13 protein-coding genes and 1 tRNA gene are annotated in these 14,256 nt (G+C 43.0%); 4 read left to right on the top strand and 10 right to left on the bottom strand.

Translation table 11 applies throughout. The features are described 5' to 3' along the window. The first annotated feature begins 11 nt into the window (after positions 1–11). Positions 12–1,184 carry a MalY/PatB family protein gene (locus ACSFC1_RS10580; protein ID WP_435566152.1) on the top strand — a complete coding sequence of 391 codons (1,173 nt, stop codon included), beginning with the start codon at positions 12–14 and terminating at the stop codon, positions 1,182–1,184. A gap of 154 nt (positions 1,185–1,338) precedes the next feature. Next, the gene (locus tag ACSFC1_RS10575) at positions 1,339–1,542 is read left to right on the top strand and encodes a cold-shock protein (RefSeq protein WP_435566151.1); all 204 of its coding nucleotides are present in this window, start codon (positions 1,339–1,341) and stop codon (positions 1,540–1,542) included. Positions 1,543–1,592: 50 nt separating this feature from the next. On the opposite strand, the gene argF is transcribed toward ACSFC1_RS10575, so the two are convergent. The 9 genes from argF to ACSFC1_RS10530 form a co-directional block, all read right to left on the bottom strand. Beyond that, positions 1,593–2,534, bottom strand: coding sequence for an ornithine carbamoyltransferase (argF, locus tag ACSFC1_RS10570; RefSeq protein WP_435566150.1), 942 nt, complete (start codon positions 2,532–2,534; stop codon positions 1,593–1,595). A gap of 12 nt (positions 2,535–2,546) precedes the next feature. Continuing rightward, positions 2,547–3,074 carry a nitroreductase family protein gene (locus ACSFC1_RS10565; protein ID WP_435566149.1) on the bottom strand — a complete coding sequence of 176 codons (528 nt, stop codon included), beginning with the start codon at positions 3,072–3,074 and terminating at the stop codon, positions 2,547–2,549. Positions 3,075–3,078: 4 nt separating this feature from the next. Beyond that, on the bottom strand, positions 3,079–4,281 hold the full coding sequence (locus tag ACSFC1_RS10560; protein WP_435566148.1) for an adenylosuccinate synthase: 1,203 nt from the start codon (positions 4,279–4,281) through the stop codon (positions 3,079–3,081). Continuing rightward, positions 4,278–5,573, bottom strand: a complete 1,296-nt coding sequence (gene purB / locus ACSFC1_RS10555) for an adenylosuccinate lyase (RefSeq protein WP_435566147.1) — start codon at positions 5,571–5,573, stop codon at positions 4,278–4,280. The genes ACSFC1_RS10560 and purB overlap by 4 nt, the downstream gene beginning before the upstream one ends. Continuing rightward, positions 5,512–6,006, bottom strand: a complete 495-nt coding sequence (locus ACSFC1_RS10550; protein WP_435566146.1) for a hypothetical protein — start codon at positions 6,004–6,006, stop codon at positions 5,512–5,514. The genes purB and ACSFC1_RS10550 overlap by 62 nt, the downstream gene beginning before the upstream one ends. 4 nt (positions 6,007–6,010) lie before the next feature. Further along, positions 6,011–7,645, bottom strand: coding sequence for an arginine--tRNA ligase (gene argS / locus ACSFC1_RS10545; RefSeq protein WP_435566145.1), 1,635 nt, complete (start codon positions 7,643–7,645; stop codon positions 6,011–6,013). A 10-nt stretch (positions 7,646–7,655) separates the two neighbouring features. Continuing rightward, on the bottom strand, positions 7,656–8,849 hold the full coding sequence (locus ACSFC1_RS10540) for a UDP-2,3-diacylglucosamine hydrolase (protein WP_435566144.1): 1,194 nt from the start codon (positions 8,847–8,849) through the stop codon (positions 7,656–7,658). Positions 8,850–9,062: 213 nt separating this feature from the next. Next, complete coding sequence (locus tag ACSFC1_RS10535; RefSeq protein WP_435566143.1) at positions 9,063–11,069, bottom strand: methyl-accepting chemotaxis protein; 2,007 nt, start codon at positions 11,067–11,069, stop codon at positions 9,063–9,065. A 56-nt stretch (positions 11,070–11,125) separates the two neighbouring features. Then, a complete protein-coding gene (locus tag ACSFC1_RS10530) occupies positions 11,126–11,473 on the bottom strand; it encodes a cupin domain-containing protein (RefSeq protein WP_435566142.1) in 348 nt (115 codons plus the stop codon). Positions 11,474–11,681: 208 nt separating this feature from the next. Between ACSFC1_RS10530 and ACSFC1_RS10525 the strand changes: the two genes are divergently transcribed. Then, positions 11,682–11,758: transfer RNA gene (locus ACSFC1_RS10525), tRNA-Met, on the top strand. Between the two features lie 180 nt (positions 11,759–11,938). On the opposite strand, the gene hcp is transcribed toward ACSFC1_RS10525, so the two are convergent. Then, positions 11,939–13,240, bottom strand: coding sequence for a hydroxylamine reductase (hcp, locus tag ACSFC1_RS10520; protein WP_435566141.1), 1,302 nt, complete (start codon positions 13,238–13,240; stop codon positions 11,939–11,941). 103 nt (positions 13,241–13,343) lie between these two features. On the opposite strand from hcp, the gene ACSFC1_RS10515 reads away from it, so the two are divergent. Continuing rightward, positions 13,344–14,021: a Crp/Fnr family transcriptional regulator gene (locus tag ACSFC1_RS10515; RefSeq protein ID WP_435566140.1), complete on the top strand. Its 678-nt coding sequence runs from the start codon at positions 13,344–13,346 to the stop codon at positions 14,019–14,021. Positions 14,022–14,256 lie beyond the last annotated feature (235 nt).

Raw genomic sequence — 14,256 nt, 5'->3', positions numbered from 1 at the left:
TGTGATGGCGTATGATCAGTGTCAAAAGAACGAACACCAATTGTGTGAAGTACGATCTAATTATGAGCAAGTACGGTCAGGATGTTATTCCAGCGTGGATTGCCGACATGGACTTTCAGAGTGCACCAACGATAATTGAAGCATTTGAGAAGCGAATTCAGCATGGTGTCTTTGGTTATACCTTTCGTTCTCGTGCTTACTACGATGCGATTGTTGATTGGTACAGGCGTAGATACAGTTGCGAGATAAAGCCTGAATGGATTGTCGATGGTCCAGGTGTTGTCCCAATGATCGCCGTTTTGGTGAATGTCCTCACTGAACCAGGTGATAAGATAGTAATTCAACCACCAGTGTACCCGCCATTCTTTCATGTGATCGAAAAGAACAACAGAGTTGTCTGTGAAAATAGGCTAATAAAAACAGCAAAAGGCTATGAGATGGATTTCGATGGTTTGGTAAAGCTCATAGATGGCAGAACCAAGTTGCTGATACTATCAAACCCGCACAACCCCGTTGGAAGGGTTTGGACTAAAGAAGAACTTGAGAAACTTTACAACCTGGCATCGTCTCGGGATATCATAATCGTGAGTGATGAGATACACGCGGATATCGTCTATAGTCCTTATAGTTTTACGTCTGTTTTGAAGGTTGGAAGATCGAAGGCAATTGTTCTAAACTCACCTGGGAAAACTTTCAATATACCAGGACTTACGAATTCCTACGGTGTTATACCAGACGGTGAGATCAGAAAGTTGTACAATTCCTTTGTCGAAAGGCTTGAACTCACGACAGGCAACGTTTTTGGATTGGAAGGTTTATTAGCAGCGTATAAGCACGGCGAGGATTGGTTGAACAATTTGATCAAATGCTTGCAAGACAACCGAGATTTTGCTTATCAGTACATCACCAAGGAAATGCCGTTGATAGAAGTAGAGTTGCCGGAGGCAACTTTTCTTATGTGGTTAGACTGTTCGAAGCTGAAGTTACAAGATCCACAGAGATTCTTCCTTGAAAAGGCACGAGTTTATCTAAATCCTGGTTCTGATTTTGGTGATCCTAACTCCGTTAGACTGAACATCGCTTGTGATAGAGAATTACTGATACAAGTGCTGCAGAGAATGAAGGCGGCGTACGATTCACTCAATCTGAACAAAGACTCTGCGCCGACTGCAAAGTGCTTGTGAGTGCAATTAGGTTAAGGTGAACTTCTAACTGTCTTTTGTAACAATATGATGGCGCAACTATGTTTTCTTCAATCATAGATAAGTTTACTTATGCAGGCGTGTTATCATAAAATCAACGCCGGCGGATGACCGCCACAGTTTAGGAGGAATCAGCATGTTCAAAGGAACAGTTAAGTGGTTCGATTCAAAGAAAGGCTACGGTTTTATCACCAAGGAAGGTGGAGAGGACGTATTTGTACACTTCTCTGCGATCAAGTCTGATGGTTTTAAGACACTCAAAGAAGGTCAAAAGGTCCAATTCGAAGTTCAGCAGGGAAGCAAAGGACCTCAGGCAGTCAACGTAGTTCCAGTAAACTGAGTCGAACACAATTGAAACGGAGCCAGAAGGCTCCGTTTTTTATTTGTCATTTACAAAAGTGTGGCAATCATCAGCGCTTTTATAGTGTGTTTTCTGTTTTCAGCTTCATCCCAAACGCGGCTTTGTTTTCCTTCAATTACCTCGAATGTTACCTCTTGTCCTTTGACAGCTGGCAGACAGTGCAAGAAGATAGTTTCTCTCTTGCCAGTACTTTTCATAATCGCATCGTTCACTTGGTAGGGTCTGAGGAGTCTTTCGCGTTCTTGTTGTTTACTTTCTTCGCCCATCGATGCCCACACATCTGTGTATATGACGTCTGCTCCCTCCACTGCCTTTTGTGGGTCCTCTATTATCTCTATTTTGGCTTGCGTTTCTGAGGCAACTTCAAGACAGGTCCTCAAAAGGCTTTCCTCTGGTTTGAGTTCCTTGGGAGAAGATATCACATAGTGCATACCCATCTTTGCACATCCTATCATGAGTGAATTCGCCATGTTGTTTCGTCCATCGCCCATGAAGACCAGTTTTACACCTCTCAGTCTTCCAAAAGTTTCCTGGACCGTCATCAAATCAGCAAGTACTTGTGTTGGGTGATATACATCTGTTAGTCCATTGTAAACGGGTACTCCGGAATACTTTGCCAAGGCTTCGACTGTTTCTTGCTTGTATCCGCGAAACATTATCGCGTCAACCATTCTGCCAAGGACCCTTGCTGTGTCCTCTATAGATTCCTTTGCACCAAGTTGAATGTCCTGGATTGACAAAAAGATTGGGTGACCTCCTTCTTCGGCAAAGGCTGTTTCAAAAGCCAATCTCGTTCTGGTGGAACGCTTTTCGAAGATCATAGCCAATGTTTTGCCAGCAAATCTTCTGTGGATTACCTTTGCTCTGCTCTCTCGTTTTACCTGTGCCGAGAGATCCAACAGAAAGCTGATCTCTTCCGGTGAGTACTCGAGCAAGGTTAGTAGTGATCTTCCGGTGATGTTTACTGCCATCTTATACCCTCCTCACTCATAAAATGTTGTTATCTCATTCAGTGGTTTTCTGGGGCGATCCTTTCTTGGCTCAGCTGCATAGCCAAGTGGAATCATGGCAACACATCTGTGTCCTGCTGGCAACTGGAGAATCTCTGCAGCCTTCTTTTCGTCAAAAGCCCCTACCCAGCATGTGTCAAGCCCAAAGTTCCTGGCAATCAGAATAATGTGCGTAACCAATGCCGCCGTGTCTTGAATGCAGTAAAGAGTTCTGCCTCTTTCACCATACCTTGAAGCACTTTCCTCAGGAACTGCAACTATACAGATGACCCAGGGAGCCTCCATGAGAAAAAACTGTCCACCTGCTGCGTCGCTCAGGTGTTTTCGCAGTGTAGGATTGTGCACAGCATGTATCCGCCATGGTTGCTTGTTCCCTGCGCTTGGAGCATTCAAGGCTAACTGCAGGATTTGCTGGACAGTCTCCTTTGGGACATCCGTAGGTTCATAGTGTCTTATGCTTCTTCTTGTTTTGATCGCCTCGAGTAATTCCAAGGACCTCACCCCCTCAGATTTTGATTATTTCATCAACCCTTGGACCAGTAGAGATATAACTGAATTTGATCTCAAGTTCCTTCTCGATTCTGGCGACAAATCTCTCAAACTCTGGTGAATGCAGTGATTTCCAGCCATCGAACAGCTCGTAGACAGGTTCAATTTCGTCGATATTTGAGAGATTGTTTATTTCTCCTAAGGTTCTGCCGTTGATTTTGTATGCAACACAGACAGGTACTTTCTCATACGCCGTTAGAACATCTGCCTTTGTCATTATCAAAGAGCTGCAACCGGAAGATTCAATCGCATATCTCAGAAGTACGAGGTCTAACCAACCACACCTTCTGGGTCTTCCTGTTGTAGCGCCGTACTCTCCTCCGAGTTTACGCAGTTTTTCTTGTTCTTCACCTTTGAGTTCTGTTGGAAAAGGTCCTTCTCCAACCCTCGTTGTGTAAGCTTTCATAACGCCATAGATCTGATCCACCTTAACTGGCCAAGAAAACCCTGCTTGAACACCCGTGCTCGAGCAGTTGGTAGATGTCACGTATGGATACGTTCCTACATCGACGTCTAAGAGAACCCCCTGCGTACCCTCAAAAAGAAGATTCTTGTCCCTCAGGACCTTCACTGCTTCGATGCTGTCTATCATAAGGTCACGAACAAGGTCATACTTAGTGAGCATTTCGTTCAAGATTTCTTCGCAGTCGATGGAGATTTTCCATATCCTTGCCAACTCTTGAAGAAGATCTTTTGCCCTCTGAGGGTTCTCAAGATCTTGAAATCTCAGACCACATCTAAGGGCGCGATTTGCATAGGACAAGCCTATGCCCCTCCTGGTTGTACCTATTGCGCTCAAACGAGCTTTGTCGAGTGCTTCGTCTAATTGTTTATAAAAAGGCACCACTACGTGGGCTTGCTTTGATATTCTGAGTAATCTCCGTGCGTACGGCAGGTACTGATCGATCTGCTCAATCTCCTGAAGTAATACATCTAAATCTACCACGACACCGGGACCTATGTACATCATTCTTTGCCTTTTGAGATCTGCAGATGGCAACAGATGGTGTACGATTTTGAAATCACCATAGTCTACCGTGTGTCCAGCATTGCTTCCACCTGAATACCTCACCACGCAATCATAATCTCTTGAAAGATAAGTGACAACCTTTCCTTTGCCTTCGTCACCCCATTGAAGCCCAACCACAGTAGCTTTCATAAGACACACTCTCCTTGAAATCTCTCGTAGATTTCATCGACATATTTCAAATAATAACTTGGTTCAAAGATGGAATTAATTTCCTCGTCTTGCAAAAGATTCACATTTTTCTTCACCAGATCTTTCAGATGTTCATTGGTTTGCCAACACTTTAATGATAGTGATTGAACCAGATCATAAGCCTCATTGCGGGTTAACCCTTTGTCTATCAAAGCGAGCATCAGCCTTTGAGAATACACAAGACCGTTGGTTATTTCGAGATTTTTTTGCATTCTCTCCTTGTACACGACTAAATTCTCGAGCAAATACTTCGATTTCACCAACATATAGTGGAGTGTTTGGGTAGCATCTGGCAAGATGTATCTTTCTGCTGAAGAGTGAGAGATGTCTCTCTCGTGCCACAAGGTGATATTCTCAAGAGCAACAGACACGAAAGATCTCATGACTCTTGAAAGACCACACAATCTTTCACACAGTATAGGATTTTGTTTGTGAGGCATCGCACTGGAACCTTTCTGCCCTTCTTTAAAAGGCTCCTGAGCTTCAAGTACCTCTGTTTTCTGAAGATGTCTGATCTCGGTTGCAATTCTTTCAATTCCTGCAGCGACTAAGGCTAAATTCATTATCAAGTAAGCATGGTGGTCTCTGTTGACTATTTGACTTGACACTGGTGCTGGTTTCAGCCCAAGTTTACTGAGTGCGAGTTCTTCGACCTTTGGTGGCACATTTGCGTAGTTTCCCACAGCTCCACTTATCTTGCCAAAGGATATCTGCTCTCTTGAAAAGGTGAGTCTTTCGTAATTTCTCTTCATCTCAGCGTACCAGTTCAAAACCTTCAAACCAAAGGTTGTTGGTTCAGCGTGAACTCCGTGTGTTCTGCCAATGGTTACGGTGTACTTGTGTTCAACGGCAACTTTCCACAAGATTCTTAGCAGTTCTTTCATCTGACTCAGAAGAATGTCACAAGCCTTCACAAGGGTGAGCGAAAGTGCTGTATCTATGATGTCGGAAGATGTCAGTCCATAGTGAAAGAATCTGGCTTCTTCCGCCATGTTTTTTGTTGCCATCTTCACAAAGGCTATGACTTCATGATCTGTTTGCTTTTCCAGTTCCCTGAACAGATTTAAGTCTATTTTCGCATTCTCTTTTGCTTTTCTTGTGATGCCCTGTGGAATCACGCCAATCTCTTCGTAAGCCTGCATAACGGCAAGCTCAACTTCGAGCCATCTTTCAAGTGTTGTTCTTTGGTCCCACAGTTCTTTCATCGGTGAGAGTGCATACCTTTCCACCACAGGACTTCCTCCTTTCGAAGAGATCGCGCAAGCCGATCAAGAATGCAGCCAAGAAGATAATCCAGGCTTTGTCCTTCATTTTCAGTTTTGCAACCTCGACAAGCCCCAATCCTGTACAACTCCAAAAGGCTGCCCAAAGAAGATACCACAGTTTTGAGTTGTATGCTACATCGTAGAGGACACACAAGAGCAAGGCAATGTAGAAAAAGAGTGTCTGGATCGGCTGAATGCCTCTCAGTCTTGGTATAATCATTGCTGCAATCGTCATGATCAAGGTGACAGTATGGAGCGTGTCTGTCTTTCTTGCCTTTTTCAGAAGAAAATACAAACCTGTGGGCAATGCAAAGATTGCGAAGGTTATCAAATCAGTTGTTGTAGTTTTCAGAAAATACAAGAATACCAGAGCTGCAAAAATGAACATGAGTTTTGCCATACTATCACATCTTCTCTGGAGCCGTTACTCCAAGCAATTTCAAGCCTTTTCGCAGCACTATCATCACTGCGTATGAGAGATTCAGGCGAGCGTTTGAAAGCTCGGGGTTCTTCGGGTCTACCACCAAGCACTTCGTGTAGAAGCTGTGAAAATCGTAAGCCAATTGTTCGAGATACTGCGTCAATTTGCTCGGCGCAAGTGTTCGAATGACATCTCTCAATGCCTCTTCAAAGCCATCTATCCTCTTGATCAAATTGAGTTCACTCTCTTCGCTCAGGAGATCTAAATTCTCACCTTTTCTGAAGTTGATCGATTTGATTTTGGCTTGTTCCACAAGACTGCAGATTCGAGCGTGGGCATACTGAACGTAGTACACTGGGTTGTCAGAAGACTTCTCTTTTGCGAGGTTCAAATCAAAGATCATGTGTGTATTGGGATCGATCATGGCAAAGAAATATCTTGTCGCATCTGTGCCGACTTCTTCTCTGAGCTCTTGGAGTGTGACGAACTCACCAGCCCTTGTTGACATCCTCACTATCTCTTCGCCTCTTTTGAGTGTCACAAATTGATGCAGTATGATGTTCAGAAAGCCATCTTCTATGCCAAGGGCTCTCATGGCTGCAACCATTCTTGGAATGTGACCATGATGGTCACTGCCCCAGATGTCGTAGACCTTGCAAAAACCTCGCCTGTATTTGTTGTAATGGTACGCAATATCTGTCAGGAAGTAGGTCAAAGTTCCATCTTTCTTTATGAGCACTTTGTCCTCTTCATCCACGAATTTCGATACTCTGAACCACAGTGCGCCATCTTTCCAGTAAGTGCAGTCTTGATCTTCCAATATCTTGAGTACTTCATTTACTGTGCCATCTTTTACAAGCGATTTTTCAGAAAAGTACACATCGAATTTACAGCCGAGTGCAGATAGATCTTGATTCATATCTTGCAAAATACTTTCAACGGCGCAGCGTTCAAAAAACTCCGCTGTTTGCTCATCCCATTTTTCTTTGTATTTATCCTTGTGTTCTTCAACAACTTTTTTGGCAATATCTACCAAATATTCTCCACGATAGCCATCTTCTGGTATATCGAGACCGTTGACTCCAAGGATCTGATTGTATCTGACCCACAAAGATCTTGCAAGTAGTTTGATCTGCCTGCCCGCATCGTTTATGTACATCTCTCGTGTCACCGAGTAGCCAAGTTCCGAGAATATATTCGAAAGTACATCGCCTATGACCAGCTGCCTACCGTGTCCGACGGTGAATGGACCAGTTGGATTTGCACTACCATATTCAAGCTGGATTCTCTCTGAGCCAATCTTGGTCAGTGGGTATTCGTCGAGTTCTATTATTCGAGAAAGAACGTTCAAGAATGCTGACTTCTTTAGAAAGAAATTTATGAAGCCAGGTTTTGCAATCTGAATCGACTCAAACAAATCACTTTCCTTGAGCAGTTCACAAATTTGCTCGCCCAACTGCATGGGCGCTTTCTTAGCATATCTTGCACCGACCAAGGCGGCATTGGTGGCAAAATCTCCAAATCCTTCTGGAGCAACATCGACTTCAAAGTTATAAATTCGTCCTACAACTTTTTCAATTACAGTACTGAGTTCTTTCTTTATGAGTTCTTTCAGCAACCAGATCACCTCACAACGTCTTGTTTCTGTTCATCTTGTTTGTGACGCTTGTTATTATCTCAAGGTCACTACCAGGATTATCAATTATCACTGCGTAGAAGAGCTCTGCCTTTCTCTGAAAACCATACCGTTTCTTTCCATTGACCTTTTCCACCACGGGTCTCCACGAACCACAGTTGATATAAAACTTGTTCTGACCATCGTGCGGGATTACCCTCAAGCAGTTGTGATGTATGTGACCAAAGATCACACCATTCACATTCTCTATTTCTGGTGTTTGATCACTGTAACCGAGTAGGTCCGCGGTGGTGAGTTTTTTCTTTCCCTTGAGCAATTGTTTTGCTGTCTTATAAAGATAATCTGTTCTTCTGAAGTTTCTGATCTTCATGGTCATCCTGACGAGTATTGAACCAAGACTCATTCCTCCCATTTTGTTGAGAAAGAGCCTTGAGAAACAGTGCATCACTGGGAAGTTCTTTTTCATCCAGAACTTCGCTTCAGATGTTCTCATCATTTGCAAAAACGTGCTTATCCACAATTCGAGAATATCGACTCCCAAATCGTAGACTTCTACAGCTCTCTCGAACCAATGAAAAACATCTAAAGCTGGTCTCACATTATCGTAGTCGCGGATTACTTCAAAGGGCGCCATTGACTGAATATATTCATCAAAATAGAACATCATGTAACGTGCTATGTAGTCTCCGAGTGGCGGCACAAGACTTTGGTTTTTCCTGTCGTAGCCGAATTTGTTTATTATGTCAAACTGATTGCCATGAATTGCCAAGATCCCAGCATCTGGATTGTAGTAATACGGAACTATTTGAACATTGAGCAGTTCGGCGAGCCTTTCTTGAATGGATTTGTTAGATAACAAGTAATAGTCGTGGTTTCCAACAACATAGAAGATCTTGTGGTTTCTGGCAAAGTGCCTGAAGGCATCGAAGACGATCGGATGTCTCTTGGCGATAGCATCTACAACACAGCCGTCCAACTTCTTGGTCAGGTCTTCAAATGGTATCAATCCCATGTCTTTGACAGCACGGCTTTCTATCAGTTCAAAACCGTCGCCTACTATAACGATTTCGGCATCTTGGTACTGTGCGAAATCGTTTATCAGATTAGAGAGTTCGACGTCGAACTCAAAGTCATCTTTCGCTGAACCATCGCCAATGTGCAGATCGCTCAGAAAAACTCTTTTCACATCTCTTACCCCGCACAATAGATTTCGATTGTGAAAAAGCTTTGTCCAACCCTTGATTATACACCGAGTATGAAAATTCGAGATTTCAACAAAGGTGAATCGATTTGAACAAACGGCTTGAAGCTGGTGTGAGTGTGAGTAAAACATTCAAATTTTGTCAAGCTTGCAGAAGATATGAAGCGAAGAAATGAAAGTAGGGGCAAATGCCCCTACTCAGCTTCTAAATCTTGCGAGTGCTTCTACTAATCTTCTTGACATTTCTTTCAGCTGTTCGCTCGCGTTACTAACCTTGCTCGTTCCATCAGCCTGTTCTTTGACGAGCTGAAGCATTTCTTCAACTTGCTGAACGATACTCGTCACTGACTTTGTAGCGTTGTCCATAGCGCTTGCCATTTCTTGAGTAGCTGCACTCTGTTCTTGAGCACTCGCGGCGGTTGATTCAACCATGCTCCCCATTGACTCAACTTCAGCGAGGATGTCCTTGAGACGTTTTCCAACAACAGAAGCCTGTTCATTTGCTTCTTCTACTACCTTTGCAGTTTGATTGGTTTGTTCATCTGCATCCTTTGCACTTTGTTGAATCTTTCGCAATATACTTGCTATATTTTCAGTCGCTGACTTGCTCTGCTCTGCGAGTTTTCGAATCTCGTCGGCAACAACCGCAAATCCTCGCCCCGCCTCGCCCGCTCTTGCTGCTTCAATGGCTGCATTGAGTGCGAGCAGATTTGTCTGCTCGGCAATTGAGTTAATCGTTTCAACTATGACCGCAATGTTCTTTGCGTCTTCTGTTAAGCCACCGACAGTCTTCGTGGTTATATCTGCTCTTTCTTTTGCTCTGGTGACTATTTCCACAATTTTTTCGATTGCCTTTTCTCCTTCCTTGGCTGCATTTGAAACCTTTTCTGCTCTTTCGCTCAACTGCTGGGTGGATTTCGAAACATTCTGTGCACTGGCTGCGACTTCCTCGACTCCTGAACTGACCTGCTGTATGGAAGCCGATGCATTCTGTATGTTTTTGTTTATCTCTTCTGCTCGTGAAGAGAGATTCTTGGCTATCTCACTGCTTTGTTCTGCAATTTGCCCAAGTTCGACTGAAAAGTTGCTGATCATTTCTGCAGAATCTTTCACAGATTTCATCGAATCTCTCAGGGAAATTGCCATGTTGCTGAGAGCTTTTGCCATGTTGGCTGTTTCATCCTTGCCTTTTGCCTGAAATTGTGTTGTGAGATCTCCACTGCCAAACTGTTCCACGCCCTTTGCAAGTGCCTTGATAGGTTTTGAAATAGTGTTGCCAACGATGAAAGAAACCAATACGACAATACCTATTATCACAGCTATCACGACGATCATAATTCTCAAAAGCATGTTTGCGCGCGCCATGAGATCGGATTCTGGAATTGACATACCCAATGTCCAGCCGGGGCTTGCAGTGATCGGTGTGAAAAAGACAAAAGCTTTGGTCTTATCGGGCATAGTTATTAAGCCAGAACCTGTTTGGTTTTGAACCATCTTTTTACCAAGTTCATCTAAGCCCACATAACCTTGTTGTGAGCTGGTGAGCACATTCAGTTTGAGTACTACATCTTTATTTGGATGTGCAAGGACAAGACCAGTTCCATCAACGATCCAGCCATACCCAACTTCTCCCATTTGTATCTGCGATGTCATTTCGCTGAGCTTGTCCAATGAGATTGTGCCACCAAAGACACCCGCAACGTTTCCATAGCTGTCAACAACCTTGTGTGCTATCATGAAAACATTTTTCTTCACCAGCGACGACTGGTGAATATCCCCAATGAAAGTCGTTTGGTTTTGTCCCACTATTTTTTTAAAAAACTCCCTGTTTGACGCCTCCAACGAGACTATACTCGCGCTGTCTGTTTCCCACATTTGCCCCTTGTAATCACAGACAAAGTACGTTTCGAAGACTTCCTTTCTGTCTTTAAGTTTTTCTGAAAGCTGCTGGGCTACCCAATAAGTAGCTGTCACCAAGAAATCCATCGTACTGCTCTGTGCGATCGCCTTCAATTCAAGGGATCGACCGTTGAGCCATTCGCTCACCATCGCAGCGTTGCCACGAACTACTTCTGCACTCAGTTCTTTTGTCAAAGGCAAGACTGTATTCTGTGTTTGAAAATAAATGAAGATTCCTAAAATAACAAGAAGTGTTATGGTGCTTGTAAGAAACCAAAACAAGATTCTTGATCTTATAGATTTCATCTAATATCCCTCCTCCAAAAGGGAAACTGTTTAATTCACTATACAATTATACCATGTCACAATAGCACGATTATTGCTAAAAGTTCAAGATTCTGTTCTGAAGTATTTTCGATTGAGTGGTTTTCTCCAGAGTTCGTCAAGCAGATATCACCTGCTTGTACAGTTATTCGAGTTCCATTGTCGTTGAAAATCCCTTCGCCTGAAAGAACATAGAAGATTTCAAACTCATTCTCATGCTTGTGCAGACCAATTGAGGATCCAGGTTTGACAGTCAGTTTTGCGAAAAGCCTTGCCTTTCCCAAGAGAGATTCTTTCTCGAGCAAGTGTAATATCTGAACCTCCCCATCACCACCACGCATCTTTGTGATGTTCTCTCTACGCATCGAATTAGGCTTGATGACCATTTTTTCACCCCCAGATCTTCTTGGTGATTAAAAACACAGCTACGACAAGATCAATTGATCCTTTGATTTGATTATATTACACCACTTACGAGAAAACCTTTTGTCGAATTCGCGTAAGTGTTCTAAGCGATATTTATCCGACAAATTGATAGATTTGTGAGAGGAACTTGAAAATGGATTTGCACTGTGGTATCATACATAATGCAATGGCGGTGTAGCTCAGATGGTCAGAGCGAGTGATTCATAATCACTATGTCGTGGGTTCGAGTCCCACCGCCGCCACCAAAATAATTCGATTTGACTGAGGCACAAAAGTGCTTTTTTTCTTTTGTTATTCTCTGTTTTCGAGGAGAGAGAATATACGTTTGCAGAATTCAGAGACTGACCACGCCGCATCAAAATTGCACTGGCGACAGAATCAGTTGTCGTTAATAAATAAAAAAGGGCAGGTACACCTGCCCTTCTCTAAACGGTGAATATTTTTCTAATATCTTCATCTGGTGTGCTTATCAATCTGACGTCATAATTCTTTACCAAGAGGTCGGTTAATTCTTTATTGAGCCATGCGGGTAGAATCGGACCAATGAAAATGCCTTTGATTCCAAGTGCCAATAGTGTCCAGAAGATAGCAACTGCCTTTTGTTCCATCCACGTGAGAACGATCGACAAGGGAAGCTCGCTCACAGGAAGATTGAAAAGCTCTGACAATGCCAACGCAATTTCCACAGCAACAATTGTGTCATTACACTGACCAACATCTATCAATCTCGGTATACCATCTATATCACCCAACTGCAGATCGTTTATTCTGAACTTGCCGCACGCCAATGTTATGACAACAGTTTCTCTTGGTAATTTCTCGACAAACTGGCGGTAATATTCGTTTTTCTTGAGCGGGACATCGCACCCGCCGACTACCAGAAACCGTTTGATTTTTCCAGCTTCAACAAGCTCTTTTATCTTGCTTGCCAGTGATTTTATGGCGCTTGTGGAGTACCCTGTAGTAAGTCTATACTTTCCAGGTTGTTCTGGTAACTTTGGCAAGGTTCTTGCTTTTTCTATGACCTGAGAATAATCGTAGCCGTCTATGTGCTTGACTCCAGGAAGCCGTGCTATCGATGTTGTGAAGATACGATCTTTGTAAGATGGGCTTGGTATCAAGACACAGTTGGATGTGCCAAGTATAGCTGCGGGAAGTTTCTCGAAGAGCTTCCTTTGATCGTGCCAAGCTCCACCCAAGTTGCCTACCAGATTCTTGTACTTTCTAAGCTTTGGATAGCCGTGTGCAGGCAACATCTCTGAGTGTGTGTAGACATAGACATCACTACCCTCAACTTGCTTGAGCAGTTCTTCGAGGGCTTTCAGGTTATGACCAGTTACAATTATGCCGTGCCCTTCCTTTGTACCAGTTTCGACCTGAACTGGTGTCGGTTCACCATAAGTATTTATGTGCGCCCTTTTTAGTAACTGCATGACCTTCAAGTTCATCAAACCTGCTTCGAGTGCCAAGTTTATAAAATCATCATTGTCAAAGTTTACATTCGTGAGAGTCGAATAAAGACCCTTTGACAGGTAAGCAGCAATTTCCTCATCGACGTAACCAAGTTCCTTGGCGTGATAATAGTACGCAGATATGCCTTTGAGTATGTAGATCAGATTATCTTGAAGTCTGTTCAGAGTCGGAGTTTTTCCACAAACGCCACTCACCGTACATGCTTCGCCATTTGCTACTTGAGAACACTGATAACAGAACATGTTAAACATCATTTCAACCTCCTTTGTTGTGAGATTTTTCACTTTTATTCTACGATTGATGTCCTGGAGAGTCTGTAACCTATGTTACGATATAAAAGGAGGCAAAGTTTTTCCATTGGAGAGATTCGTTGAAATTCTAAGTGGGTTTGAAGTTTTTGAAGGTGTAAGCAAAAGTCTTCTGAAAGACTTGTTGAGCTTTGCCAGAGTGGAAAGGTATCAGCCGAAGGAGTTGGTTAGGGTACGTTCACAAGATTGTGATGAGCTGCTTTTTCTTGTAGAAGGTGAAGCGATAGGATTGTTCGTTAATTCTGATGGACAGGTTTTGCAAATAGATCATATGTTTGCACCAAAGTTGCTCGCCTCTGCAGTCATTTTCTCGACTCTCTCCAAGTACCCTGTTGATGTCGAAACAGTTAAGGAGAGCACTTTTTTGTCTATCGATAAAGACACTTTCATTGCATTCTTGATGAAAGATGAGCATCTTTTGAGAAACTATCTTAGGTACGTTAGTGATGCATTCTTGTTTATAACCGACAGATTCTACGAGGTAGTTATGAAAAATCTTGTTCAGAAGGTATGCTCTTATCTTTTGAAGCTGATGAAAGAGCAAGGAAAAACCGAAATAACTATGGATAAAACGAAAGAGGAACTTGCCAGAGAGTTTGCAGTAACACGTCCTGCACTTTCTCGCGTCTTCTTAGAGCTTCAGAAGTTGGGAATAATACAGATGGATGGCAAAAAGGTAATCATAAGAAACTACAGATACATGAAGGACTATGTTGAATTTCACTGAATTACTGCTTGTGTTGTCCGCCAATTTTTTCTTGAAAGATACCTCTTCAAATATGAAAGGGGCATAAAGCCCCTTTCATCTCAATCTTGTTTTTGAAAACATAAAAGAGTATTTAAAGATTTCCTCAGGTCTTGAACTTTCTCACTTGTTCTACCAAACTCTCTGCTATAGATGAAAGTTCTTCTGAAGCACTGCTCACATTTTGACTTGAGTCTGCTTGTTGTTTCACAGCCAC

It is taken from the genome of Pseudothermotoga sp. U03pept (assembly GCF_051235805.1).
In the GTDB taxonomy this organism is placed as follows: Bacteria; Thermotogota; Thermotogae; order Thermotogales; family DSM-5069; genus Pseudothermotoga_B.
This window is presented reverse-complemented; position numbering and strand designations above follow the sequence as displayed.

What these genes read in the sequence shown, in the direction of transcription:
- hcp (WP_435566141.1), bottom strand. Translation starts at nt 13,240, where the DNA reads ATGATGTTTAACATGTTCTGTTATCAGTGTTCTCAAGTAGCAAATGGC.
- ACSFC1_RS10560 (WP_435566148.1), bottom strand. Translation starts at nt 4,281, where the DNA reads ATGAAAGCTACTGTGGTTGGGCTTCAATGGGGTGACGAAGGCAAAGGA.
- argF (WP_435566150.1), bottom strand. Translation starts at nt 2,534, where the DNA reads ATGGCAGTAAACATCACCGGAAGATCACTACTAACCTTGCTCGAGTAC.
- ACSFC1_RS10580 (WP_435566152.1), top strand. Translation starts at nt 12, where the DNA reads ATGATCAGTGTCAAAAGAACGAACACCAATTGTGTGAAGTACGATCTA.
- ACSFC1_RS10535 (WP_435566143.1), bottom strand. Translation starts at nt 11,069, where the DNA reads ATGAAATCTATAAGATCAAGAATCTTGTTTTGGTTTCTTACAAGCACC.
- ACSFC1_RS10575 (WP_435566151.1), top strand. Translation starts at nt 1,339, where the DNA reads ATGTTCAAAGGAACAGTTAAGTGGTTCGATTCAAAGAAAGGCTACGGT.
- ACSFC1_RS10530 (WP_435566142.1), bottom strand. Translation starts at nt 11,473, where the DNA reads ATGGTCATCAAGCCTAATTCGATGCGTAGAGAGAACATCACAAAGATG.
- ACSFC1_RS10550 (WP_435566146.1), bottom strand. Translation starts at nt 6,006, where the DNA reads ATGGCAAAACTCATGTTCATTTTTGCAGCTCTGGTATTCTTGTATTTT.